Source organism: Gemmatimonadota bacterium (assembly GCA_026702745.1).
In the GTDB taxonomy this organism is placed as follows: domain Bacteria; phylum JAAXHH01; class JAAXHH01; order JAAXHH01; family JAAXHH01; genus JAAXHH01.
On record JAPPBT010000065.1, the window covers coordinates 1 to 23,841 of the forward strand.

Annotated in this window: 19 protein-coding genes; 12 read left to right on the plus strand and 7 right to left on the minus strand. The window is 61.4% G+C overall.

The window, feature by feature from the left end:
- The 7 genes from OXH56_10155 to OXH56_10185 all read left to right on the plus strand — a co-directional run.
- On the plus strand, positions 1-542 hold a 542-nt coding region (locus OXH56_10155; GenBank protein MCY3555670.1), incomplete at its 5' end, for a uroporphyrinogen-III synthase.
- A 116-nt stretch (positions 543-658) separates the two neighbouring features.
- Positions 659-1,279 carry a zinc ribbon domain-containing protein gene (locus OXH56_10160; protein ID MCY3555671.1) on the plus strand — a complete coding sequence of 207 codons (621 nt, stop codon included), beginning with the start codon at positions 659-661 and terminating at the stop codon, positions 1,277-1,279.
- Between the two features lie 40 nt (positions 1,280-1,319).
- Complete coding sequence (gene hemB / locus OXH56_10165) at positions 1,320-2,297, plus strand: porphobilinogen synthase (protein ID MCY3555672.1); 978 nt, start codon at positions 1,320-1,322, stop codon at positions 2,295-2,297.
- A gap of 32 nt (positions 2,298-2,329) precedes the next feature.
- Complete coding sequence (gene hemL, locus OXH56_10170) at positions 2,330-3,619, plus strand: glutamate-1-semialdehyde 2,1-aminomutase (protein ID MCY3555673.1); 1,290 nt, start codon at positions 2,330-2,332, stop codon at positions 3,617-3,619.
- A gap of 115 nt (positions 3,620-3,734) precedes the next feature.
- Positions 3,735-5,300, plus strand: a complete 1,566-nt coding sequence (locus tag OXH56_10175) for an Ig-like domain-containing protein (protein MCY3555674.1) — start codon at positions 3,735-3,737, stop codon at positions 5,298-5,300.
- Between the two features lie 179 nt (positions 5,301-5,479).
- Positions 5,480-7,861 (plus strand): ABC transporter permease, encoded by a 2,382-nt coding sequence (locus OXH56_10180; protein ID MCY3555675.1) that lies wholly within the window; start codon positions 5,480-5,482, stop codon positions 7,859-7,861.
- Between the two features lie 235 nt (positions 7,862-8,096).
- On the plus strand, positions 8,097-10,460 hold the full coding sequence (locus OXH56_10185) for a GWxTD domain-containing protein (protein ID MCY3555676.1): 2,364 nt from the start codon (positions 8,097-8,099) through the stop codon (positions 10,458-10,460).
- Between the two features lie 81 nt (positions 10,461-10,541).
- On the opposite strand, the gene OXH56_10190 is transcribed toward OXH56_10185, so the two are convergent.
- Together OXH56_10190 and OXH56_10195 are read right to left on the minus strand one after the other, a co-directional pair.
- Complete coding sequence (locus OXH56_10190) at positions 10,542-11,657, minus strand: aminopeptidase (protein ID MCY3555677.1); 1,116 nt, start codon at positions 11,655-11,657, stop codon at positions 10,542-10,544.
- Between the two features lie 146 nt (positions 11,658-11,803).
- Positions 11,804-13,648, minus strand: coding sequence for a glycosyl hydrolase (locus tag OXH56_10195; protein ID MCY3555678.1), 1,845 nt, complete (start codon positions 13,646-13,648; stop codon positions 11,804-11,806).
- A gap of 115 nt (positions 13,649-13,763) precedes the next feature.
- On the opposite strand from OXH56_10195, the gene OXH56_10200 reads away from it, so the two are divergent.
- The 4 genes from OXH56_10200 (at position 13,764) to OXH56_10215 (ending at position 18,036) form a co-directional block, all read left to right on the plus strand.
- Positions 13,764-14,546 carry a hypothetical protein gene (locus OXH56_10200; protein MCY3555679.1) on the plus strand — a complete coding sequence of 261 codons (783 nt, stop codon included), beginning with the start codon at positions 13,764-13,766 and terminating at the stop codon, positions 14,544-14,546.
- Between the two features lie 156 nt (positions 14,547-14,702).
- On the plus strand, positions 14,703-16,343 hold the full coding sequence (locus OXH56_10205) for a serine hydrolase (protein MCY3555680.1): 1,641 nt from the start codon (positions 14,703-14,705) through the stop codon (positions 16,341-16,343).
- A 98-nt stretch (positions 16,344-16,441) separates the two neighbouring features.
- Entirely contained in the window at positions 16,442-17,668 is a 1,227-nt protein-coding gene (locus OXH56_10210) for an amino acid ABC transporter substrate-binding protein (GenBank protein ID MCY3555681.1), read from the plus strand.
- 47 nt (positions 17,669-17,715) lie between these two features.
- Positions 17,716-18,036 carry a DUF1330 domain-containing protein gene (locus OXH56_10215; GenBank protein MCY3555682.1) on the plus strand — a complete coding sequence of 107 codons (321 nt, stop codon included), beginning with the start codon at positions 17,716-17,718 and terminating at the stop codon, positions 18,034-18,036.
- A gap of 332 nt (positions 18,037-18,368) precedes the next feature.
- Here OXH56_10215 and OXH56_10220 read toward each other — a convergent pair whose 3' ends face one another.
- Positions 18,369-18,758 carry a HEPN domain-containing protein gene (locus OXH56_10220; GenBank protein ID MCY3555683.1) on the minus strand — a complete coding sequence of 130 codons (390 nt, stop codon included), beginning with the start codon at positions 18,756-18,758 and terminating at the stop codon, positions 18,369-18,371.
- Positions 18,742-19,083: a nucleotidyltransferase domain-containing protein gene (locus OXH56_10225; protein MCY3555684.1), complete on the minus strand. Its 342-nt coding sequence runs from the start codon at positions 19,081-19,083 to the stop codon at positions 18,742-18,744. The genes OXH56_10220 and OXH56_10225 overlap by 17 nt, the downstream gene beginning before the upstream one ends.
- A gap of 353 nt (positions 19,084-19,436) precedes the next feature.
- Between OXH56_10225 and OXH56_10230 the strand changes: the two genes are divergently transcribed.
- Positions 19,437-20,066, plus strand: a complete 630-nt coding sequence (locus tag OXH56_10230; GenBank protein MCY3555685.1) for a hypothetical protein — start codon at positions 19,437-19,439, stop codon at positions 20,064-20,066.
- 400 nt (positions 20,067-20,466) lie between these two features.
- On the opposite strand, the gene OXH56_10235 is transcribed toward OXH56_10230, so the two are convergent.
- The 3 genes from OXH56_10235 to OXH56_10245 all read right to left on the minus strand — a co-directional run bounded on the left by OXH56_10235 (position 20,467) and on the right by OXH56_10245 (position 23,314).
- Positions 20,467-21,702 (minus strand): GNAT family N-acetyltransferase, encoded by a 1,236-nt coding sequence (locus OXH56_10235; GenBank protein MCY3555686.1) that lies wholly within the window; start codon positions 21,700-21,702, stop codon positions 20,467-20,469.
- 91 nt (positions 21,703-21,793) lie between these two features.
- Positions 21,794-22,783, minus strand: a complete 990-nt coding sequence (locus OXH56_10240; GenBank protein MCY3555687.1) for a VOC family protein — start codon at positions 22,781-22,783, stop codon at positions 21,794-21,796.
- Between the two features lie 60 nt (positions 22,784-22,843).
- The gene (locus OXH56_10245; protein ID MCY3555688.1) at positions 22,844-23,314 is read right to left on the minus strand and encodes a hypothetical protein; all 471 of its coding nucleotides are present in this window, start codon (positions 23,312-23,314) and stop codon (positions 22,844-22,846) included.
- Between the last annotated feature and the right edge of the window lie 527 nt (positions 23,315-23,841).

Below are 23,841 nucleotides of genomic sequence, written 5' to 3' on the forward strand. Positions count from 1 at the left end.
CCCTGTGCGGGGTCCGCGTCGCCGCGGTAGGCTGCGCCACGGCCGGCGCGCTGCGAAGTCGCGGGATCGAAGCGGATGATAAACCGGAAGTCTTCCGGGCTGAAAAGCTCGTGGAAGCCCTGGCCTGGGGCCGCGATCTGCCGAACGCGCGGATCCTCTTCCCCGCGGCGGACATCGCGGGTCCCGCCGTAGAGGAGGGACTGACCGCCGCCGGCGCGTCCGTGACCCGGGTGACGGTCTACCGCACGGTCCTTGCAGCGGGCATGCCGGGCGACATAGCGTCCATGCTGGAAGACGGGAAGATCCATCTGGCCGTGTTCGCCAGTTCGTCGGCCGTGTCGGCGTTCGCGAAGACCGCGGGGCCGGACGGCCCGCAACGCTGGACCCGTGGCGTACGCATCGCGTGTATCGGTCCATCGACGGCGCAAACCGCCGCGGAGGCGGGCCTGTCCGTGGATATCATACCCAACCAGGCGACGGTCCCCGCGCTCGTGGACGCGATCGTGCGTGACCGGCTGGCCGCGGGGGAGCGACTCGAATAACATCGTGCGCGACCGGCTGGCCGCGGGGGAGCGGCCCGCGTAATAACGATTGCCCTGAAATGACGCCCCGGTATATATTTGTCCGGCGTGAGTTCGGTTAACAAAAAGCAATTACTATGCCTTTCTGTCCGGAATGCGAATGCGAATACGCCCAGGGGGTCGAGCAGTGCCCTATCTGCGCGTCACCCCTGGTCGAAACGTTGAACGAGGCGTCGACCTGGGTCTGCGATGAGTGCAAAGAGGAGATCCCGGGAGATGCGCGGTTTTGCCCGGTCTGCGGGACGGCCTTCGTCGACGACCTGCGCTGCCTGACCCAACCGGACCAGCCCGCCCACGGACGATGCGTCGTCTGCGGACAGCACGTATGCGGAGACTGCGGCATCCGCCGGCAGGGCCGGTATTTCTGTGAAAGACACGGGCTGGAAGAGGAATCTCCGGTCGAGGAAGAGATCCTCTACCGGGCCGAAGACCGGGAAGCGCTGAACTACCGGCGCTACCTTGCGCAGCAGGGCGTGGATTGCCGGGTGTTCTCGGCCGAACAGGACGCCGGCCTCCTCCTGGACACGCGATCGGTCGACGAGGCCAGAATCATCGTGCCTTCGAAACACCGGGCGCCGGTGCGGGATTGGATGGTTTCACGGTCCATCGACACCGGGCATGTCCTGTTCCAGTGTGAACGCTGCAGCGCCCTGAACGGATTCGACGGCGGTGGTTGCGCCAACTGCGGCGGGTCCTGACACCCCCATAACGGGCTACGACAGCTAACCGAGAAACCTGATGGCATTTCCCGTACACAGACTGCGACGATTGCGCCGCACCGAAAGTCTGCGCAGGATGGTCGGCGAGACCCGGCTTTCCGTGGACGACCTGATCTACCCCCTGTTTATATGCCCGGGAGAAGGTGTCCGGGCTCCGGTGGATTCCATGCCCGGCGTGGAGCGGCTGTCGGTGGACCAGGGCGCGGAGGTCTGCCGCGAAGTCTCGGACCTGGGCATACCGGCCGTCATGCTCTTCGGCATCCCGGAACACAAGGACGCCTACGGTGGCGGCGCTTACGCGGACGACGGCATTGTCCAAAGGGCCATCCGCGCGATCAAGCAGGCGGCGCCGGGACTCACCGTCATCGGCGACGTGTGCCTCTGCGAGTACACCGATCACGGCCACTGCGGTGTCATCAAAGAAGACGACGTGGCGAACGACCCCACCCTTCGGCTGCTCGTCCGGACCGCGCTTTCGCAGGCGAAGGCCGGCGCCGACCTGGTCGCGCCGTCGGACATGATGGACGGCCGCGTGGGTGCGATACGGGAGGCCCTCGACGGCGAGCAGCTCACACACATCCCGATCATGGCCTATTCCGCCAAGTACGCTTCGGCCTACTACGGGCCCTTTCGCGACGCCGCGGACTCGGTCCCGCAGTTCGGCGACCGCCGTTCCTACCAGATGGACCCGGCGAACTCCAACGAGGCGCTCCGGGAAGTGGAGCTGGATCTCGAGGAAGGCGCCGATATCGTCATGGTCAAGCCGGCCCTGGCCTATCTCGACGTGATACACCGGGTGAAATCGACCTTTGAAGTGCCGGTGGCCGCCTACAACGTGAGCGGGGAATACGCCATGATCAAGGCGGCGGGACAGATGGGATGGATCGATGAAGAACAGGTCGTTTTGGAGTCGCTGACCGCCATAAAGCGCGCAGGCGCCGACATGATCCTCACCTACTTCGCGCGGGAGGTCGCGCGCGGACTCCAATCCGAATAAGCCGAACGAACCGAACGAACCGAAAGGACCGAATGAACCGTTCCCGATCCAGCACGCTCTTCGACCAGGCGCAGCGATCCATGCCCGGCGGGGTGAACAGCCCCGTGCGCAATTTCGGCCGGGTCGGCGGCCGGCCCGTCTTCATGGAACGGGGCGCGGGGTCGAGGGTCTACGACGTGGACGGTAACGCGTACATCGACTACCTGGGATCCTGGGGACCGCTGATCCTGGGCCACGGCCATCCCGCCGTGGTCGAAGCCCTGAAGACTGCCTGCGAGCGCGGCACGAGTTTCGGCACGCCCACGGAAGCCGAGATCGGGCTGGCGGAACTGGTTAAGACCGCATTCCCGTCTATCGAACTGATTCGCATGGTCAACTCCGGCACGGAAGCGACCATGAGCGCCCTGCGCGTGGCTCGCGGATACACGGGACGCGACCTGGCGGTCAAGTTCGAGGCGGGGTATCATGGCCACGGAGACAGCTTTCTCATCCAGGCCGGGTCGGGCGCCGCCACGTTCGGCATCCCCGACAGCCCCGGCGTGCCCGCGGACCTGGCGAAGATGACCCTAAACCTTCCGTACAACGACATCGGGGCCGTCCGGACCGCCCTGTCGGAGCGGGGCGACGACATCGCCTGCGTGATCGTCGAGCCCGTCGCCGGCAACATGGGCATGATCCCGCCGGCCGAGGGCTTTCTCGAAACCATCCGGGAAGAAACGAAAAGGCGGGGCATCATCCTGATTTTCGACGAGATTATCACCGGATTCAGGATTGCTTTCGGCGGCGCGCAGGAACGGTTCGGCATCACGGCCGACATGACCTGCCTGGGCAAGATCATCGGCGGGGGCCTCCCCGTCGGCGCCTACGGCGGGCGCAGGGAGATCATGGAAACCGTGGCGCCCGTCGGTGCGGTATACCAGGCCGGCACGCTCTCGGGCAACCCGCTGGCCATGACCGCGGGGTATGAGACGGTGCGGCAGCTCCAGGAACCCGGGGTCTACGAACGGCTCGAAAACCTGGCTTCCCGGCTCGGCGACGGCCTCCGCGCCGCGGCGGCAGAGGCCCGTGTTCCCGCGTACTTGACGCGCGTCGGATCCATGATGTGTACCTTCTTCACCGACCAGCCCGTCGATGACTTCGATGCCGCCTCCACTTCGGACGCGGATACGTACGGACGGTACTTCTGGAACATGCTGGACCGGGGCGTCTACCTGGCACCTTCGCGCCTCGAAACAGGCTTTGTGTCCCTGGCCCACACCGAAGAGGACATCGACCGGACCCTCGAAGCGGCCCGGGAGAGCATGAATCATTTGTATTCGTAGATTATTTAAGACATATACAGTTATAAACATAGACTATCCTAATCCAATCCATTAAGATCACGTGCGGATGATTCACACGAACCGCATTATCGTCCATATCCGAGAGGAGTCCATCGTGATTCGCCCATATAGCCGTGCGTTCGTCATGATCACGGCTTCCATTTACTTCATGATCCTTGCAGGATGCGGCGGCGGGGACAGCAGCCCGACGAGCCCCACGCCGTCCACGCCGACACCCCCGGCGCCGCCCCCGACACCCGTGGCGACGAGCCTCACCGTCACGCCTTCTTCCCACACGCTCGCGACAATCGGCGCGACCGTGCAGCTGTCAGCTACGGTGAGGGACCAGAACAACAACCCCATGTCCGGCCAGACCGTGACCTGGACGAGCAGCAACACCGGTGTGGCGACGGTCAGCGGTAATGGACTGGTGACGGCGGTGAGCAATGGTACGACCCAGATTACGGCGCGTTCCGGAAACGCGTCGGGCACCTCGAACATCACGGTGGCCGAACCGGTGCCGACCCGGATCGCGGTAACGCCCTCCTCGCATACGCTGGAGGAGATCGGAGAAACGGTACAACTCAGGGCGACGGTACGAGATCAGCGGAACAACGCCATGTCCGGCCAGACCATCACCTGGTCGAGCGGGGACGAAGCCGTGGCGACCGTGGACGGCAACGGCCTTGTGACCGCGGTGAGCGACGGCATGGCGGAGATCACGGCCAAATCCGGCAACCTGTCTGCCAATGCGACCATAACCGTCGCGAGTCCGGTGCCGACAACTGTAACGATCGAGCCTGCGGCACACACGTTCGAGGCGATCGGGGACACCTTGCAGCTCGCGGCCGTCGTGCTGGACCAGCGCGAGAACGCGATGATGGACGTGACCGTGACCTGGTCGAGCGGAGACGAAGCCGTGGCGACCGTGGACGAGAACGGCCTGGTCACCGCGGTGGATAACGGCATGGCGGAGATCACGGCCGAGGCCGGAGACGCCATGGGTACCGCGGCGATCACCGTCTCCCAGGTTCCGGCGAACATCAGCATCGAGGTTGACGCCGAAGCCACCACCCTGACCGAGATCGGACAGACCCTGCAGCTCATGGTCTCCGTCAGCGACGCGAACGAAGAACCGATCTCCGAACCATCCGTCACTTGGATGAGCAGTGACGAAGCCGTGGTTACCGTGGACGAGGATGGACTGGTGGAAGCGGTGGGTAACGGCATGGCTGATGTCATGGCAGCGTCAGGTGATGTATCGGATATGGTGAGCATTACGGTGATGGATCCGGATGCAGTCGAAGAAGGGGATGACGAAGAAGAGGTTCCTGATGAAGAAGTCGACGAGATCGTCTATGAACCGTGGGTTGGCGTGAAGGTATATCGCGGCCGATTGGAGTTCACGGTACCAGGGCTGGGTACCTTGCCTCTGACGGGGTGTTCTCCAACCCTGAATGGCTTTTCGTTTGGAGGTACGACTATTACCGTCCATTACTCCATATGGCAGCGAAGAGACGATATGAACAGTCCATGGGAAGACATCGAGGACACAAGGGAGACTTTCAAGGCTTGTGCATACGATTCAGATATCCCTGGTGAGTACAGACTGGTTGGTGAGGTGACGCTCGACGGCGTAACGAGTTTACGCGCCAGCGAAAACACGTTCGTCGTTCCCTGATCGCCACGAACGCGTATCAGCGTATCGGAAGTTCTGAATCGTAACAGTTACCAACATGCAACCTTCAAGGGGATCGGCGGGTCGAAACCGTAGATCCCCTTTTTCATCCCACCGGGAATGTGGTCCCCCTGGTGAGTGATTACAGTATGCGGCCGTGAGACCCGGGAGTGGGTGTGGCCATGCTGAAAAACCATCTTGTCATCGCGCTGCGGCATCTCTTCGCCAACAAGGGCTACTTCCTCATCAACACGCTGGGTCTTTCCACCGGCATCGCCTGCAGCCTGCTCGTATTCCTCTTCGTACGCCAGGAGTGGACCTTCGATACCTTTCACGAGAAAGCGGACCGGATTTACCGTGTGAACGTGTCTGGGCAGGGATTCGACGGCACGCCTTTCCGCACCGCGATTACACCGATTCCGCTCGCACCGGCGCTGAAACGCCAGTTCCCCGGGGTGGTCGAAACGGTCAGGATTCGACAGTTCGGGGGTGGTTTGGTGGTGCGTGTCGGGGACGACACCTTCAGGGAAGATCGCATGCTAACCTGCGATCCCTCGTTCTTCCAGGTGTTTTCGTTTCCGCTTATCGAAGGAGATCCCGAAACCGTATTCGCCGACTTCAACGCCCTGGTGATCAGTCGGTCCATTGCGGAGAAGTACTTTGGCGGGGAAAGCGCACTGGACCGGCAACTCACGATCAGGGATGATCCGTTTACCGTGACCGGCGTGACGGAGGACAACCCGGGCAATTCCAGTATTCAGTTCGATTTCCTGCTTCCCTTCGAGCGGACGATCGGCATGAACCCCTTTCTCGCCGATGCCGTTGACAGCTGGAACTACTCGGTCACTTCCACGTACGCGGAATTGTCGGATCCTCAACAGGCCGATCTGCTCACGGAGCAGTTTCCCGATTTCTCCAGGGCCCATTTCTCGGGGCAGATGTCCAGGATGCTGGAAATCCAGGCGCTCACGGACACCCACCTGGACCCGGGCGTAGGGAACGGCCTGGGTACCGCCAGCGATCCGAACAGGTCCTACATACTGATCAGCGTCGCGCTGCTCGTCCTTTTCATAGCGTGCGTCAACTTCACGAACCTGGCCATATGCCGTTCCTCGACCCGCGCGAAGGAGGTCGGTCTCCGCAAGGTGTTCGGCGCGCAGCAGTCGCAGATCGCGGGGCAGCACCTGGGCGAATCGCTGGTGCTGAGTTGCTTCGCCCTCGTGCTCGGGGTGATCCTGGCCCATCTCTTCCTGCCTATCTTCAACTCGTTGGCGGGGTGTTCACTCGTCCTCGACTACCTTTCCAGCGGTTCCACGCTGGCCGCACTCCTGGCGTTCACCTTGCTGGTCGCATTCGTATCCGGCAGCTACCCGTCCCTGGTCCTTTCCAGGTTCAATCCGGTCGCCATCTTCCAGCGGCGGATCCAGGTCGGCGGGCCGAATCTGCTCATCCGGGGCCTCATGGTCGTGCAGTTCGGACTGTCCGCGGCACTCGTCGTCTCCATTCTGGTCATGACGCGGCAGCTGGATTTCGCCCGGACCGGGGACCTTGGATACAACGCCGAGAACATCGTCGTAATCGAGAAAGACCAGGATTCCGGCAGCCTGGATGTTTTCAGGAATAGGGTGAAATCCTACGAGGGCGTGCTGGACGTGACCGGAGTATCAAACTCCTTCGGTCCGAACCGGGGACTGGCCCAGGCCGCGTATGCCGACACGGCCGGTAACCGGTTGGAAGCGTTCATGTATACCGTGGACTACGACTACGTGAAGACCCTGGAACTCAACCTCGTCTCCGGTCGCGATTTCTCGAGGGAGTTCGGGGGTGACGAATCGGGATCATGCATCATCAACGAGGCCGCGGCCAGGTCGATGGGATGGGAAGATCCTGTGGGCCGCACGCTGCCGCACGGCGTCACGGTCGTCGGCGTGGTGGAAGACTACCATTACCGGTCCATGCACCACGAGATCGAACCCGTCATACTCACCCTGAATCCGGTGGTGTTCGGGGATGATGATATGGATCGGATCAATTTTTTCATGGTGCGCGTCAGCGAGCGGGGCCTGCCCGCCACGCTGGATCTGCTGAGAGAAGCATGGGCCGAAGTGGCGCCGGGATCGCCCTTCGGGTACTTCTTCCTGGATGACGACCTTGCCCGTTTCTACGTGGAAGAGACCAACCTGGCGCGGATCTTTACCTATTCGGCGGTCTTCGCCCTGCTGATCGCCTGCCTGGGTGTATACGGCCTGGTTTCCCTGGAGGTCGTCCGACGTACACGGGAGGTCGGCATCCGCAAGGTGATGGGCGCCGCCGTATCGGACATCATGGGCCTGCTGTCGAAACAGTTCGTCTTTCTCGTCCTCATCGCGAACGTACTCGCCTGGCCGGCGGCCTGGTGGCTCATGAACCAATGGCTGGCCGACTTCGCCTACCGCGCCGAGTTCGGCGTGGGGCCGTTTATCCTGGCAGGTCTCGCGGTACTGGCCATTACCCTGGTCACCGTCAGCCTGCAGACCTTCCGAAGCGCCCTGATCAATCCGGCGGACACCCTGCGCCGCGAGTAGACGGTTTTTGTTGACCGCCTCTGCGACAGTCTGTACGTTTCCAGCATACCGTAAAACAACGATGGAGTTTCCGACCTCAGGCAGCAGTGCCCGCCCATTACACCACTTTCCCATGTCCAAAAATTGCGTACTGCTCGTTGCGGCCCTGGTGATGTGTGCATCGCAGCGTCCTGTCCAAGCCCTGCCCTCGACTTCGCCTTCGTCTGCACCTGCACCCGAATCCTCAACCTCGTCCGTGTCGCCCACGCCTGCGAGTCCCATACCTGAGAATCTCCATGATACTTCCCTGGAAGCGGGCAAGGCGCATTACGAAGCCGAACGGTTCCGGGAAGCACTGGCGCTGTTTCAGCAGGCGGTAAAGGAGGACGGAGGTTCCGCATCGGCGTACTATTGGCGGGGAATGGCTCAGTACGCATTGGAAGAATACCGTAAGGCGGCAAATTCGTTCAAGCGAACGGTCGAACTGGACGAGAAGTGGGCATCGGGCTACGTGGGGCTGGGCAAGGCCTACCTGCAGATCAAATACCGGAGACTGGACGCTCGCAACGCCTTGCGCAGTGCGGCGCGATTGTTGCCCAACGACCCAGAAGTCCAGTATCACCTGGGCATGGCCCATATGAACCCGCGCAAGACCGACCGGATTGTCGGCGGCGACTGGGACGGCCGGACTTTCTTCCTCAAGGCGACAGTATTAGATCCTTCCCATCCCGATGCTTTTTACCAGATCGGCCGTTGTTACGAACGACCCGAGTCGCCCGGTCCGCCCGAATTCGACATTGCGATGGCGGCCTATTTCTCGCAGTACAGGGTTAATCCCGATCATTACGACGCACTCGGCCGTTTCGTCTACCTGGCCCTTCTTTCCGAAAGGTATGGACTGGCCGTTGAGTTAATCGATCGGGCTACCGATGATCTGGGAGCAACGGGATCAGCGATCGTCCAGGCCCTTCGGAAGCATTTCAGCACGCTTTCCGAAGCTGCAAAACCACGGCCCGACGTATTGCATGAGGTGATTGAGACCTACTTTTCCCTTATTGAACCTGACGAAAAAGAAGTCTACCGGGACCTGACGCACGTAGCCCCTCCGGACGAACTGGCGTCCTGGCAGGAAGCCGAAGGCAGCGAACGCGATGCGCGCTGGCACGCCTTCTGGAACGCCAGGGACTCGAATCCCGTCACGGTGGTGAATGAACGCCTCGTGGAGCATTACCGGCGGGTCATGTTCGCCCGGTACCATTTCTCGCAGGGGCAGCACCCCTATGACCGCCGCGGCGAGATGCACGTCCGCTTCGGCGCACCGGAAGACCGCCGCAACGACGTCCATATAGCGGATCGAAACGCCTACAGGTCGGCCGCGATTTCCAATGATCCGGTCGTCGACGCGATCCGGGAGCAGAATGACCGGTACGGTTATCGATTGCGTGTCGACCGGGGCCGCATGACGATCGTCCCGCCCGAGGGAATGACTGAAGAAGAAATCAATGATGCCGGCGAATTGCTGGCCGGCGGGATCGTCGCATCATCCGGACAACTGACCATGCAGGATGAGAGAAAGTTGATGGGGCATGGATACGCCACCGAAAGCTGGGTATACGCCCGGTATGGCCTGGAACTGTTCTTCGTCGACCAGTTCGGCGGGGGCCGGTTCGATTACCCGTGGGGAAATCTCCTGACCAGCCAGCAGGAAATGGTCCGGCAGGAACGGTTCAGTCCCCGGCGGCTGGCCGAGGAACTGATCGCCAATGCGCCCGAGGAATACCTGCATGACCTCGGCGGGGAACATCTCGAGTACGCTTTCGACGCCGTGAGCTTCCGTGCGGACAACGGCGCGACGGAGCTGGACCTGTCCTACAGCATCCCCGTCTGGCAGTTCGGCGACGTATCGGACGGCCGGGGGATCCGTACCCGGCTCGAACACCAAATCACTCTGCGCGATTCGGCCATGAGCCCGCGGTTCACCCACGCCTTCGGATTCGGCCCCTTCGAACGGCCGAAGCGGAAGATGGCCGAAAGCCACGTGAAAGTCCCGGTGTATACCTTGCCCGAGAGTGTCGTGGCGCCGCCGGGAAGCTTCACGATGGCGGTCCAGGTGCGGGACGAAACGTCGCAAAAAACCGGGGTGTATCTAAGGCCGGTCACGCTGTCGGATTACAGCGGGGAAGAACTGCTCATCAGCGACCTCAAACTGGCCACCCTGATCACGCCGTCCGGCGTGCAGGGCCCCTTCGTGCGCAACGGACTGAACATCACGCCCAATCCGGGACGGCTCTACATCCGGGAAAACCCTGTTTACGTCTACTACGAGGTTTACAATCTCAGCCTGGACAGGGAGAGGAAGACGGCGTACGAAATCCTCTACGAGATCAGCCCCCGGGGAGGCAGCGCGCGGCGCGGCTGGACGGCTCGCAGACAACGGGACATGCAGACGGTGATGATGGCTTTCTCGGGAGAAGGATATTCGACCGAGGACCGGGAGTACACGTCGCTGGATACCTCCGGCTTGCCGGCGGGTGAGTACGTGCTCAACGTCACGTTGACCGACCTGAATGCGGGGAGCAGTGTCACCCGCTCGGCCAACTTCCTGGTCATGGTGCGGTAGCAGTCGAAGGTCCGCGGCAGGAAGCCCGGTTCACTTCCGCCGTTCCGCCACATCCGCCACTCCGTCACTTCCGCCGCTCCGTTACTTCAATCGCTCCGGGTTCAGGTCCTCCAGTTCCGGAACGACGAACCGCCCGTCCCTCCGGATCACTTCCCCGTCGAACTCGATGGTCCCGCCGCCGAATTCCGGCGTCTGGATCATGACCATGTCCCAGTGGACGGCGGACCGGTTGCCGTTGTCGGCTTCTTCGTAGGCCTGCCCAGGCGTGAAGTGGAAGGACCCGGCGATCTTCTCGTCGAAGAGGATGTCCAGCATGGGCGCGGTGATGTGGGGGTTGAAGCCGATGGCGAACTCGCCGATGTAGCGCGCCCCCTCGTCGGTGTCGAAGATCTCGTTGAGCTTCTCCGCCCGGTTGCCCGTGGCCCCGGTGATCCTGCCCTCCTCGAATCTCAATTCCACGTCCGTGAAAGTCACGCCGTGGTACAGCGTCGGCGTGTTGAACCGGATGACGCCGTTGACCGAGTCGCGCACCGGCGCGGTAAAGCACTCGCCGTCGGGGATGTTGCGGTCGCCCGAGCATCCCACGGTGGGGATGCCGCGGATGCTGAAGGCCAGGTCGGTGCCCGGACCCGTGATCCGGACGCGATCGGTGCGGTCCATGCGCTCCTTCAGTGGCGCGAGCGCTCGTTCCATCTTCCCGTAGTCCAGGGTGCACACGTCGAAGAAGAAGTCCTCGAAGGCCTCGGTGCTCATGCCGGCCTGCTGCGCCATGGACGGCGTCGGCCAGCGCAGCACCACCCACCGGGTCTTCGGCACTCGCACATCGAAGTGCACAGGCTTGAGCCAGCGTTGCTCGTAGAGCCGCATGGCGTCGCCCGGCACGTCCGACATCTCCATCACGTTCCGGCTGCCCCGCAGGGCCATGTAAGCCTGCACCCGCTCCATGCGATGGGTTTCATGGGCGCCGGCGGCTTCCATGGCGTCCTCGTCCCCGGCGCGGACCAGCTCCCGCATGACGCGCTGGTGCTTGATGGAGACCAGCGGCACACCGCCCGCCTCCCGGATCGCGCGGATCAGAGAGATCACCATGTCGTCGGGCACGTCGAAGACCTCGACGAGCACCCGGTCCCCGGTCTCAATCTTCGTCGAATGTCCGGTGAGCACTTTCGCCAGGTCGTCGTATCGTGGGTCGCGCATTGGGTTGAAGTCTCCGTGGGCTTGGTATTGTAATTACTCAGGTTGAGCGTCTGGACGTGCGACTCACTCGAGAATATGGCCGGTGGAGTGACGCCAGCCCGTGTCCGCCACTTGCACACGCCAGCCCGTCATCCGAGCCTGCCGTGTCAATCATCGACGTGCCCCGGCGTCACTTCCACCGCGCCGGACGCCGATACTCTGACCAGCATGGCGTCTTCGGGTTCGAAGGCCAGGCGCACCGTCCGCTCCCGGCCGTTGACGTGCAGGACCACCTCCCGCTCGACCATGCGGGTGGAACGCCAGCCCTCGTAGGCCATGGGGTACCGGATCCGCTTCGTATCGGGATGGGCAAAGAAGACGTGGTAGTCGCCATCGACCTCCCGGCACCAGAACTCGGGCGCGTCCCGGCCGCTGACTAGGGGAGGATGGCGAAGCGCGACGCCCGGATCCGCGGTGACCGACGCTTGGCTCATCAGTTCCCCCAGCCGATCCGCGTAATCCGCTGGCGGACGGTGGCCGGGAACGGAGGGCCGGCGCGGAATGCAGACCCGGGCGCCCTCCCGGGCGAGGCGAAGCAGGGCCGAAAGGCCTTCGCCGTCCAGCCAATCCACGTCAACGTAGATCGTCGAAAACGCCGCCTCTCCGTATCGCACGCGCCCGTCCTCCACCACCGCATCCTCCAGGAAGGGCGTCGAGATCCACAGGGGATGGTAGCCGAGCAGGCTGCCGGGCCGATCAACGGTCTGCAGCTCCCAGTAGTAGTTGGCGGCTGGTCCGCGCCGGTCCTCGGGCAGCATGTGGCGCATCCAGTGGTCTTCCAGCGGAAGGTACACCGCCACGTCCGTGTAGGTCCTGCCCTGCTTGACGAAATCGGCCGACTCCGCCAGGTAGGCGTTGAAGGCCGGAAGCCGGCCGGCGAACCCGCTGTCCGGACCGACGTGCGTGGTCGCGTAGAAGGTGTTGGTCCCGCCGGGCGCGTTGTACGGCATGCCGTGCCAGACGATGTGGTTGACGCCGTTGGCGAACACCGCGTCCGCCATGAGCTTCAGGTCCTCCACCTTCTCCTCGCCGTGATGGGGCGACGGTGCGGGCCACGGCTCGTAGCCGTAGATACAGGTGAAGGTCTCGCAGGTCACGACGGGCCGCGCGCCCAGGGCCGCCGCCGACCCGGGGATGGCCGAGAAGAAGGTCTCGAACAGCAGGGCCTCGGATTCCGGGACGTCCACGAGTGCGAAGGCTTCCAGCAGGTCCGCTGGCGCCCCGTGGCACTGCACGCGGCTCACGGCGCCGAGGCGGCGGCAGATGTCGGCGTAGGGCCTGAAGAAGCCCTCGATCGCCGCGTCCGACAGGATCTTCCGGTAGTCGTACCGTACATCGGGATGCTGGTCGATCGATGCCTTGAAGGGTTCAAGGTCATACCTGAAGCGATCCCGGAAGACCGGATCCAGGTGGGCGCTCCAGAGCCCCTCCGGAAATACCTCCCACGAATCGGAGAACAGCGCCGAAGTAGTGCCTCGCAGAGCCGGTTTCAGCGCGCCGCCGACGTGGCCGGCGTACCGCTCCAGCGCGTCCGGGTCCAGGTGGTTCAGGATCCGGCCCTGGCCGTAGTAGGACAGCTCCCACGACTTCTCGAGCCGCTGGTCCGACGGTCCGTCGAATACTTGTCCCGCATCCTCCTCCGGTACGATCGACCCGCCAAAGGGCCAGGAGGTGCTGAAAGTGAAGTCGCACCCGATGCCCAGCCGGTCCGCCTCCTCCTTGGCGCCGGCGACCAGGCCAGACCACGCCTCGCTCAGCCAGCGGGGTCCTTCTCCGGCCCCGGGCTGCGGGTACATGAAGGCGATCTCCACCCCTCCGAACCCCTGGTCCCGCACCCATTTGAGCTGCGTCCGGACGTCTTCCATTCTGATGTCGTCGTAGAACCACCACCAGCGCGTGTAGGGACGGGCGTCCGAAAAGGGCCGGTAGGTCCTGGTCAGTTCGTTCGACATGACTGCTCCCCGTGTCGATGATTTCGCCATGCATAATCTATACCGGAATCCCGATGGGAACACTATATTATGCGGGACCCGGACACACCGTGTTCCGTACACTTTCGGGGGACCCATGCAGACCATTGATTTCGCGCGTTCAACCTTTACTTTCCGGGTGGATTCCGAGAAGAAGCCACCCAAGACCGTGACCCGGAAGGTGCCGTATTCTCTGAACAACGCCCGCATACCGATAGAAGCCGCCCTGACCGTGACCGCGAAGGACGGCGGATTCCGGGAAGAGTACGTCCTCGGAGTGAGTTGCAAGACCGAACAGGTCGGGGTGGAGCGGGATATCTGGCACATCCCCAACGCGGACTTCAAGCCGATCTTCTCGTCGGACACCTTCATGGCCATCAAGACCTACGAAGTGGCCGACCGGGGCGCCACGCTCTACCCGCCCTCCCTCGGCGAGCAGCCTGAACGGCAGATCGTGGCCATCGAGGAAACTTTCGAGGACGTCCGGATCGACCTGTCCCGTGTCGACGGACGAGTCCTGGAGACGCCGCGGGCCATCGTGGAGGCCGTCCTCGGCAATGTCCCTCTGAACGCCCGGACGACCATCGGGAACGACCGGTACGCCGCGTTGCTCGAGTACCCGGTCAAGACGATCAATGCCAACGAGCGGGACTGGATCTATCAGCCGGACACGGGCCCGGTGCTGCTGCCGGACCTGTCCCGCGACCCGGAAGACATGATAGAAGGGATCGAACTGGCCTTTGCGGCGTTCAATACACCGGACTGGGTGGAGTTCATCGTCCGGGTTCCCACGCCCGTCGCCGAGGGCGTCAATGTGTACCACTACGCGGAACCCGTGCGGATGAACTGCGTTAACGAAGTGGTGGTCCCGCGGCACTGAGCGCATCTGGCGCACTTAGCACACCGAGTGATCATGCGCGCCGAACGCACTGAGCGCACTGAGGCACACTGAGCATACTGGGAGAAGGTCGGCGTCATGCGGTTTTCCTCGAACTGTTTTTTCACGTGGCTGTGTGGTGCAGGCATCCTGTTTTTGATGGCCACCGCGATGGTGGCGGGCACACCGTACACGGTATGCGCGCAAGACGCCGCCTACGCGCAGGGGACGCGGGGCAGTGTAACCGGCAGCGCGGGAAATCCGGGCGCGGAAGAGGCCGTGGAAGAGGATCCTGTGCAGCGCGTGCTGCGGGAACGCGTCGACGATTACGGCCAGACGGTGGGCGTCGTCGCCGGGATCATCCGCGGCATCAACCGGTACGTCTACGCCCACGGCACGCTCAACCGCGGCACGATCCGGCGCGTGAGTGGCATGACGGTCTTCGAGATCGGGCAGTTGAGCAGCCTGTACACCACGGCCATGCTGTCCCTCATGGTCCAGCGGGGCGACGTAAACCTGACCGACGAGGTGTCCGCCTATCTCCCGGAGACGGTGACCGTCCCGACCACGCGTGCAGGAAACCCCATCCTGATCGAGCACCTCGCCACCCACACCTCGGGACTGCCCCGCCTGCCGGACAACCTGGTTTCTGACGACCCGGACGATCCGCTGAAGGGGTATTCGGTGGAACTGATGTACGCGTTTCTCGATCGGTACGCGGAAACACAGCGCGACGGGCACGCGTTTCCGTTCGATTTCGAAGATCCGGACAGCGAAGATCCTATGGATCGGGAAGGCGAAAGTCCCCTGGCTCCGGATAGCGAAGGTTCACTCGGTCGGAAAGCCGAAGACCGTTCGGATACGCCGGGCCGAAATGTACCGGAGTACCGCGACGGTATGGAGGGCGTTATCGGGACGGAAGACCGCTACGCCTATTCCGATCTCGGCATGGGGCTCCTGGGACACGTGCTCGAACGCGCGGCCGGCGAATCCTATGACCAATTGATCCGGGTATTGCTCGGCGATCCGCTCAAGCTGGCCAACACGGCCAATGCGTCTACGCCGTCCATGCGGACGTACCTGGCGACCGGACACGACGACGCCCGCAGGCCCGTTCCCTCCTGGTCCGACACGACCCTCGTGGGCGGTACGGGTCTTCGGTCCAACCTCCTGGACATGATGACCCTGGTGTCGGCCAGCATGGGGATCATCTACGCCCTGCCGGAAGATTTCACCGAAGACGATTCGACTCGCTACCACGCGTCCTTCGACAGCCTCATCGTGGCCCGGCATCCCACGGACGAGGAGGACGTCCAGACCGCGCTGGGCTGGAAAGTGCGCCAGGACGAGCGAGGCCGCGACATCCACTGGCTCACCGGCCGGACCAATGGGTTCTACGCCTTCGCCGCCTTTCTCAAGCAGTGGCGCAAGGGCGTCGTGGTCCTGTCCAACAGCTCGGCCAGCGTCGAGGACATCGGGTTCCACCTGCTGAGCGCCCGGAACCCCCTGGCGCCGCCCCCGAGGAAGGTCGTGCACCTGACCGAGGACGCCTACGTGGCCTGCACAGGCACCTACGCCTTTTCCCCCGAATTCACCGTGGAAATCACCTACAGCGACGGCATGCTCTACGGCCAGCCGCCCGGCCAGCCCCGGAGCGAACTCGTCCTCGAATCGTCAGGTGATTTCTACCTGGAAGAAGAGGATGCCCGGATCACCTTCGTCCCGGACGAAGAGGGAAACGTCGACCACTTCCTCTTTCTCCAGGACGGGCAAACTCACCGGGCGGAACGGGTGAGGTAGGACCTGAAACGCCGCTATAACCCGCATAATGCGACATGAGAGGTACGAACATGAGGGTTCGATGGCCTGGCGTACTGGTGCTGGCGCCGTTGTTGGCAATGGCGATGGCATTGGCGGTGGCACTGGTGGTGGCCGCGTGCGGTAACGAAGATCCGACGGGACCTGATCCCACGACGATGCCGGTACCGAAACCCATCGTGCTTGGAGCGGCTGTGGCCGAGACCGGTCGCCTCAGCACGCCCGGGGCAGAGGTCAGCCGCGGCTATCGGCTTGCCGTTGAACTGCTGAACGAGCAGGGCGGGATCGGCGGGCGGAAGGTGCAGTTGGTGATTCACGACGATGGAAGCGACGCGGACGCGAGCGTTCGCCTTTACCAGGAGATGATCGCCTCGGATTCCATCACCGCCTTTCTGGGCCCTTACGGCAGTGGGATCACCGAACCTGTGATCAGCGTGACGGAATCGGCCGGCATCCCGCTCGTTGCCTCGGCGGCAGCGGCTCCCGAGATCTGGGCGAATCGAGGTCGGCAGTGGAGCGTGCAGATGTCGAATCCGGGCCCGACTTATCTCGAGGGTTCCGTGGAACTGGCCGCGCAGGCCGGTGCGCGCACGGTGGCCCTGGTCTGGGAGGATACGGCCTTTCCAACGGCGGTGGCCCAGGGCATTCGCGATGCGGCCCGGACCCGGGGCCTCGACCTCGTGATGGAGCAGGCCTACGCGGCGGGCGGCGCGGACCACGAGGCCCTGGCGGCCATGGCGCGGGATGCGGGCGCCGATCTGTTCATCGGCGGAGGGTATTCCGACGACGCGATCGCGTTCGCGAGGGCCGTGACCGCCGTGGAATACAGACCGCTCCTGACGTCCCTTCTCCTGGCGAGCGGAGCATCCTTCATAGGCGAGGCGGGCGCGGCCGGGCGTTGCGTCATCGGCAACGCGGCCTGGGATCCATCGATCCGCACGGAGGGATACATCACCACGAACGATACGTTCATTCGACGCTACGAAGCGGCCTACAACAAGATGCCGGACTACCAGGCCGCATCGGGTTTCGGCGCCGTGGAACTTCTGGCGGAGGGCATCAACCGGGCCGCCACGCTCACCGGGGAAATCGACCGCGCGTCAATCCGCGACTTTTTATTCGCGACCTCCAAACAGACCGTACTGGGACCCTTTGGCGTCTATCCGCTAGGTGACGCCCAGGCCGGTGCGCAGCGCGACCTGAAGGGCATACAGATCCAGTGGCAGGACGACGGGGCGGGGGGCCTGGTCAGTCGCATCGTACATCCGCCGGAGGTCAGCCAGGCGTCTTTGTGCTTCACGCGCTGAATTCATCGTTGCCAGGAATCGCCAAACCATACAGGGGAGCAACTTCAATGCCTGCTTATGTCATCTCCATGATGTCCGTCCACGATCCCGGTACCTACCGGAAATACACCGACCGGACCCCTCCCATCGTCAAGAAATACGGGGGCAGGTTCCTGACGCGGGGCGAGGAAATCGCCTGTGTCGAGGGCAGGGATTACGACGGACGGATGGTGATTTTGGAGTTTCCCAGCAGGGCGCATGCAGAGGCGTGGTACAACGATCCGGCTTACCAGGAGGCGATGAAGTTCCGTCAGGCCGCGTCGACGATGAACTATCTGTTGATTCAGGCGGGTGGTGAGAATACCCGTGATCCGGACCCGAAGTTGTGATGGGGCGATTCTGAATCACTGTCATACGGGGATCAATGGTGACCCATACCAGACAGTACGCTTCCGGAATTGTTCTTCGTATTCCCTATTTTCGACGATCTTCCAGTACTAGCGTAATGGCTTTGTCTAGACTATCGAGGGCTTCATCCACGGTCCGGCCCTGACCATTTGCTCCGGGTATTTCATCACAATAAGCGATGTACCAACCGTCGTCCCTCTCGATTATCGCCTTATATTTGTTTCTCATCGTACACTCGTCCCGTCATGTCGTTCGACGAGTCTCCATAGTCCAATAAACAAAACAAGGTTGAATCTGGCTGATCGTGTTTTTCTTAAGCCGTATTCTGCTCTATTTGTTCCCATATACCTCTAGCAACATCGCACATCCTACGGGATAGTTCTATTGGCGGCTTGCCGCCTGGAAGCAACCCCAAATCGGAAGGATATCGTGCGTCGACGTACAGTTCATTCAATTGGAACAGAAGATCAGAATTTAAGTCGAGTTCTATGTGTTTTTCAATCTTGTTTCTCAATGTAATCAGGTCATGGACCTTTGGCGTAGAACGCTCGTATTCTTCAAGGATGGCTTTGAATGATTTTTCGATCGCTTGCTGACAGTGGAAGGCAACCATATGAGTCAGGTCCTCACGATCTATGATCTCTTCCGCGACCTCCAAGTCATCACGGGCCAATTCCAACCAAGCTTTAGCCTGTTTTCTCATATACGGTTTTTCCCGATTTCTCTATTTCATTTAGAAACGATACTCCTTGATGCAATAGGTATTCGTACTCAGCCCTGGTATAGACCAGGAGATCAATGGGAATCTCCTTGTTGATCTCCTCTATACAGTGTCTCGCCGAGATTTTCTTGTCTATTCTCTCCTCGTAAGTCTGCGAGATGATCTCAGAGTCTAAGATGACCAAAAGGTCGACATCACTCTCCAGATGTTCTCTATCCATTGCATGGGATCCGAAAAGCACAATCCGGTACGGGTCGAGCGTCAACAGGCGCGTAACAATGTTGTTCACGGTATTGGTTTGAGCCACTATCTTTCCTCCGGTTGCTGGACTTTATTGTAGTCAGCATCCGATGGGCTATCGTGTCTTCATCCCAGTACAATCACATCAATATCATGAAGATCTCTTGATTAGGAAAGACCCGATGCTTGATCGGTCAAATTCAATATATTATATTTTCATTAATTCACATTAATTGAGATATTATGAAGACAAAAAGTACTCCTGATAGTAAACGAGCATACCCAATCGGAAGGCAGAGGCTTTCAACTGTACTACGGGACGCGGACGATGTCATCGGAACGGACGATGTGGTCAGAACGCTACTGGTAACCCGGATAGAAGCATCCAAGCTACTTTCCAGATGGACCAGTCAAGGATGGTTGACACGCATAGGCCGCGGGGCGTACGTACCCGTTCCTTTGGAACTGCTTGGCAACCGCTATGTACTGGACGATCACTGGGTACTGGTGCCAGTGCTCTACGGATTATCCTATATCGGCGGTTGGACCGCTGCAGAATACTGGGAACTGACGGAACAAATGTTTAAAGACACGGTCGTATTGACGTCGAATCCGGTGCGTAAAAAACACCAGGTACGTCATGGAGCCCGGTTTTGGTTGTCTCATATTCACAAACGCAAGGTGTTCGGTACCAAGGCAGTCTGGCGCGGTAACACCAGGGTACTTGTCTCAGATATTCACCGAACCATAATCGACATACTGGACAACCCAAAGCTGGGTGGTGGCATCCAGCATGTATCGGATTGCCTGGCCGTCTACTTGAAGAATCCGGACCGAAGTGATGTAACGCTCATTGAATATGCGGAGAATCTAGGCAATGGTGCCGTGATGAAGCGCTTGGGCTACTTGGTGGATAGGCTCTCTGGCCCATCGAAACTTTCGATATCGTGCCGAGAACGAATGACTGCAGGTAATGCCAAACTTGATTCCGCACTCAAATGTACGCGCCTGATAACCAGATGGCGGTTGTGGGTTCCACCAAATTGGTAAGAGGAGGATTTATTCACGAGTTAGGCACGCACCGCAGCATCAATCTCTAAGCGACGGATCAAAAGGCTGCTCGCGGAAGGCTTGAATATCGAACGTACCATGGCCACGTCTGAGTTTATCCCTCAAAGTCCCCAGACTGGAATAGTCAATTCGCCTTGGTGGCCTGAGGATGTACCCATCCGGCCCTTCGGTGATTTCGATCTGGTCACCGGGACCCACGCCGAGGGCGTCCAGAACACTTGTCGGCAAGGTGACCTGTCCTTCTGAATCAATCCTAATAAACATTTCGAACCTCTTACCGTTAGCTGCCTGAGCGGTACGTTCGCGACTGGGATTATTCATAAAATATAGATCTGCCGGGAAACTTAGTTACGCATTAATCGGGATAACCCTACGAAACCTAGTACTCCCATCCACACAACCCCGGCACGGGCAGGCGCAGGGTCCGGTCCAGTGCGGACAGCAGTTCGGGGGGACCGTCGAGGTCGTCGGTGACGGCCAGGCCCGTGGCGGGACGGACACCGAGCCACATGCGGGTGAAGGCGCCCACCGAGGCGGTCAGCGTGGGAAGGGCGGGGTCAGTGCCGGATTCGGCGGTGGATTCCGGGCCGAGCGTAACAACGTACTCGCCGCTCAGTCCGCGCCAGGGCGCGTCCGCGTCCAGGTACTTCTCGATCGGGTCCTTCAGAACGAGGTTGAACCGCGCCGTCGACCCGTCCAGATGGGTTTTGGCCATGCAGGCTTCCAGGTCGCAGATCCGGGCCTGCCAGTAGCCATCACCCCGAATCAGGGTGTTGAAGGATCCCTTTTCGGACACCATCCTGGCTCGGAAGGGCTGTTTGATCAGGTCCTGGAGCTGCACGTCGGGGGGTTCGACCATCTGGAAGAGCCGGATCTGGTCGCCAAGCGATCTCATGAGCGCGAGCAGTTCCAGAAACTGGTCGTGGTCCTGGTAGGCCATCATGTAGATATAGCTGGGACCGTGTTCCTCGTGGTCGCTGGCCCAGAAGAAGTGGGTCAGTTCGCCGCCGGGACCATCGCAATACCCCAGGAGGAAGGATTTCTCCGCATGATTCAGCTCGACCTGCAACAACTCGGCCGGATATAATCTGCAGCCGCCGTGCGTCAGCCTGCGGTTTATCATGGCGGCGTGGATCATCTCCCAGTCGTCGGCCTTCAGGCGCCTGGGAACCCGAAACGGACGGTCTATCGTGAGGTCGGCGGGATCGAAGCGTACCCTGTGTCCATAGGGACCCGTGCCGAACCCCATCAGGTCGTAGAATCCCTGTTCGAACATGGTCAGCGTGCAGATCTCCACGCCGTTCGCCGCGTCCTGGCCGATACGGTGCGCGGTGACCCGCTGGGCCAGGCGCTGTTTCCGGGCGATCCGGCTGGTCGTCACCCCCACGATGGCGGACATGGTGAGGTCTTCGTCCAGGTACCGGAACGTGCCGTCGGTCGAAGAGGCCTGGCACTCCGCCTCACCGTTCACTTCGGCCACGTCGGTCCGGGCTTTCTCCATGAACTGAGGCGCCCACTTGGCCTGCTCGTCGTTCGTGATCCAGTGCACTTCGCGCCAGATCCGTATAATCGCGTCGCGGTCGCGCTCAGTGTCATAGGGCCGGATGATCGCCATTTCTGTTCCTTAAACTCCTCAACCTTATGCCATTCGCCGTGGAATTCAACGTGCCCCGAGCTACTCCTCGCCCCGAGCTACTCCTCGAATGCTACTCTTCGCCCCGCAGCATCCGGTGGAGGGTCTCGTTGTCCGGCGCGTCCTTGAAGACGTTCCACTCGAGATAGTAGCCCTCCGGGTCATAGGCGACGAAGGCGCGGTACCGGTCCGTTTCCTCGACCTTCTCCGACCGCATCTCGAAGGAACCGTGGTTGCTGACGTAGGCGTACCAGTCGTCGATGCGGTCCGTCCAGAAGGACATGGTGACGGCCTTCTTCTCCGTGAAGTTGTGCATGCCGCGCGTTTCGTCCACGAGGCCCATGTAGCCCGAGGGCGATATGCGGTAGATCTTGGTCCATCCCTGGTCCACGATCAGTTCGAAGCCCATGACGTCCTCGTAGAAGGCCTGGATCGCGGGCATGTCCTTGTAGTAGAACCACACCACCGTCGCCTTGAACCCCAGTCCCGGAGGCACGTCGGACGCCCCTTCGGCGGGGTAGATGGTCTCGGTCTCGTTCAGCACCGGAGTCAGCAACTCGTTCTCGGGGTGATCATTGAACCGCTCGAACTCCAGGAGATAGCCTTCCGGGTCGATGGCCACGAAGCCGTGATGGGGGCGTCCCTCTACCGGGTTGTACGGGAAGCGCATCTCCACGTCCTGGTCCTTCATGTACTCCCACCACTCGTCGAGCTGGTCCGTGATGAGGGCGATGGCGACGGTCTTGGGATCGCTGGCGCTGTGCATGCCCATCTCTTCGTCGACGAGCGTGATGAAGGAACTCGGCCCCACGCGGAGGATCTTGGCGAACCCGTAATCGGCCGCCACGGCGAAGCCCAGGGTGCGGGTGTAGAACGTCGTCGCCGCTTCCACGTCGGCGTAGTACAGGAAAACATTGCTGGCCGTCATACCGTATTCGTTCATCGGATTCACGGGTGCGGACTCCTCTTCGGGCGGCGCGGGTGCTTCGGACGGATCGGATTGGCCGCACGCCGCGGCTATGAGCGCCGCGCAGGCCAGCGCGGCGGTGATCTGGCGAATCATGATTCCTCCTTGCCGGGGTGATATGCGCAACCACGTCTCGTTGCGCGTCCTCGCCGGGGTTTACGGATCGGCCGGGTACTGGCAGTTGTAATGGCAGACGCCGCAGGTAATGTTCAGGTCCTGCAGCGCCGAGTCGGCCTCAATGGCGGAACCGGTCTCCGCGGCGGCAATAAGCGTCTCGGCCCGTATCTGGAAGTCGGAGGCGTAGAACCCGTATCTCGAGGAGTCATACCGCGGCGGCATCGTCGAAACCTCTTCCATGATTTCCTTGAGACTGCTCACGTCGGCCCCGATCGTCCCCAGAGCACCATTCTCTACCGCCGCGGCGATCCCTTCGCAGAGCCGGGCGATCTCTCTCATGTGCTCCTGACGGGCCTCCGTATTGGGATCGGGCGCTTCGATTTCGGCCGGTTCCGCTCCGTGGTCCTGGCTATCGCCGCCGTCTTCGCCACCGCAACCCGCCACGGCCCAGCCGGCGATCAGGAAGCAGGCCAGCGCGGACGTCATGATCCGATTGAAAGGACGTTTCATGGGTGTTCCTCTTGTGGGGTCTCGTAAGGAGACAGGGGGTGTTGCCCGGATGTTCCCGCCGAATACCCTGGCCGAAATTACCCGGAAACAAAAGCGCGTTCAGTCCGGAACCGGCTGTACAGACCGCTCGTTTCGCCTGTGGACGTGCAGGTCCGATCTTTTTTCGACATGGTAACCCGAACCGATGAATTGTCAACCTGTTTCGATGGATGAAGGAAGCGGTGTGGCGCGATAAGGAAGGCTACCGATATATGCCAAAATGGCAGTTCATGGCGCCAATACTGCCAAATTGGCATATACCAGTGAATGCATGTCCTGCCGGTGATCGGAAACACCCTGAATTCGTCGAGCCGGTACCCCAAACTCATCCCGCACAGGCCCGGAATCGCCGTGGCATGATGTTTGCGCCTTCCATCTATGCATTACGGCACGAACTTCCGGTCCAAATGAAGCGAACAGGCCGGTTCGTGCGTATAAAGAGGGTAAGCAGCCACGAGGGCGGCCGGTCGTCCGCCGACTTGGCGCAC

Bases quoted from the DNA above. Each gene is read 5' to 3' on its own strand.
- hemL (MCY3555673.1), top strand. From the start codon at position 2,330: ATGAACCGTTCCCGATCCAGCACGCTCTTCGACCAGGCGCAGCGATCC.
- hemB (MCY3555672.1), top strand. From the start codon at position 1,320: ATGGCATTTCCCGTACACAGACTGCGACGATTGCGCCGCACCGAAAGT.
- OXH56_10245 (MCY3555688.1), bottom strand. From the start codon at position 23,314: ATGAAACGTCCTTTCAATCGGATCATGACGTCCGCGCTGGCCTGCTTC.
- OXH56_10210 (MCY3555681.1), top strand. From the start codon at position 16,442: ATGGCGATGGCATTGGCGGTGGCACTGGTGGTGGCCGCGTGCGGTAAC.
- OXH56_10160 (MCY3555671.1), top strand. From the start codon at position 659: ATGCCTTTCTGTCCGGAATGCGAATGCGAATACGCCCAGGGGGTCGAG.
- OXH56_10190 (MCY3555677.1), bottom strand. From the start codon at position 11,657: ATGCGCGACCCACGATACGACGACCTGGCGAAAGTGCTCACCGGACAT.
- OXH56_10215 (MCY3555682.1), top strand. From the start codon at position 17,716: ATGCCTGCTTATGTCATCTCCATGATGTCCGTCCACGATCCCGGTACC.
- OXH56_10195 (MCY3555678.1), bottom strand. From the start codon at position 13,648: ATGTCGAACGAACTGACCAGGACCTACCGGCCCTTTTCGGACGCCCGT.
- OXH56_10205 (MCY3555680.1), top strand. From the start codon at position 14,703: ATGGCCACCGCGATGGTGGCGGGCACACCGTACACGGTATGCGCGCAA.
- OXH56_10220 (MCY3555683.1), bottom strand. From the start codon at position 18,758: ATGAGAAAACAGGCTAAAGCTTGGTTGGAATTGGCCCGTGATGACTTG.
- OXH56_10240 (MCY3555687.1), bottom strand. From the start codon at position 22,783: ATGATTCGCCAGATCACCGCCGCGCTGGCCTGCGCGGCGCTCATAGCC.
- OXH56_10180 (MCY3555675.1), top strand. From the start codon at position 5,480: ATGCTGAAAAACCATCTTGTCATCGCGCTGCGGCATCTCTTCGCCAAC.
- OXH56_10235 (MCY3555686.1), bottom strand. From the start codon at position 21,702: ATGGCGATCATCCGGCCCTATGACACTGAGCGCGACCGCGACGCGATT.
- OXH56_10200 (MCY3555679.1), top strand. From the start codon at position 13,764: ATGCAGACCATTGATTTCGCGCGTTCAACCTTTACTTTCCGGGTGGAT.